We start from the raw sequence: 696 nt of genomic DNA on the forward strand, positions 1-696 counted from the left end.
CGATGACCAGGTGCCGGCATGCATGGGCGCGGTGCGCTGGCGCCCGGACATGAGTTGTCCCAAGATTTTCCCCCGGCATCACTCCCTCTCCTCTTCGAACCGGGTCCGCACCATTTGCTCGCCCTGCGTCGTGGCCAGCCGGCCAAGGCGCAGCAGCCCCGGGCCCTGGCGCGGGTCGTCGATCCTGTTGGTGATCTCGATCGCCAGGGCGATCTTCTGCGCATCGGTCATCTGCTCGACGCAGTGCAACGCGCGCAGCCCATGAGGCTGGCTGATCTCGGCCATAATCCTGGCTCCCTTGAAGGTAATGGTAAGGCGCGCCGGCCCCGACATCCGTTGGTTGGCCCGTCGGCAGGCAGTCGTGCTACCTTGGCAGCGCCGGCGGAATTGAACCCTTCCGCCGGCGCCTATCGAACCCACCAAAACCAACTTGAGGGATCCGAATTCCATGAGTGACGACAACAATGACAAGCGCGAACGCGAAGAAAACGCCCCGAAATCGGTCGGCCCGCGCCAGCCCAAGCTGCCCAACGGGAGCGAAAGCAAGCCCGCGCCGCCCCCGAAAAAGGACAAGTGACGATGAGCCGAAACCTTGAGTTGATCCGCTTCAACGTGCTGAGAAACGCGCTCTACCACACGGCGCGCCGCCGTGCGCTGGAGCGGATCAACCGCAGCTTCAATCTGCTGGTCCTGCTG

The 696-nt window shown here is 63.9% G+C and carries 2 protein-coding genes; one reads left to right on the plus strand and one right to left on the minus strand.

What is annotated here, in order from left to right; translation table 11 throughout:
* Positions 1-78: 78 nt before the first annotated feature.
* Positions 79-285, minus strand: coding sequence for a hypothetical protein (locus tag PMES_RS16265; protein ID WP_159966761.1), 207 nt, complete (start codon positions 283-285; stop codon positions 79-81).
* 163 nt (positions 286-448) lie between these two features.
* Here PMES_RS16265 and PMES_RS16905 point away from each other — a divergent pair, with 163 nt between their 5' ends.
* Positions 449-577: a hypothetical protein gene (locus tag PMES_RS16905; protein ID WP_268892436.1), complete on the plus strand. Its 129-nt coding sequence runs from the start codon at positions 449-451 to the stop codon at positions 575-577.
* Positions 578-696: the final 119 nt, after the last annotated feature.

It is taken from the genome of Profundibacterium mesophilum KAUST100406-0324, from assembly GCF_009835145.1.
Lineage (GTDB): Bacteria > Pseudomonadota > Alphaproteobacteria > Rhodobacterales > Rhodobacteraceae > Profundibacterium > Profundibacterium mesophilum.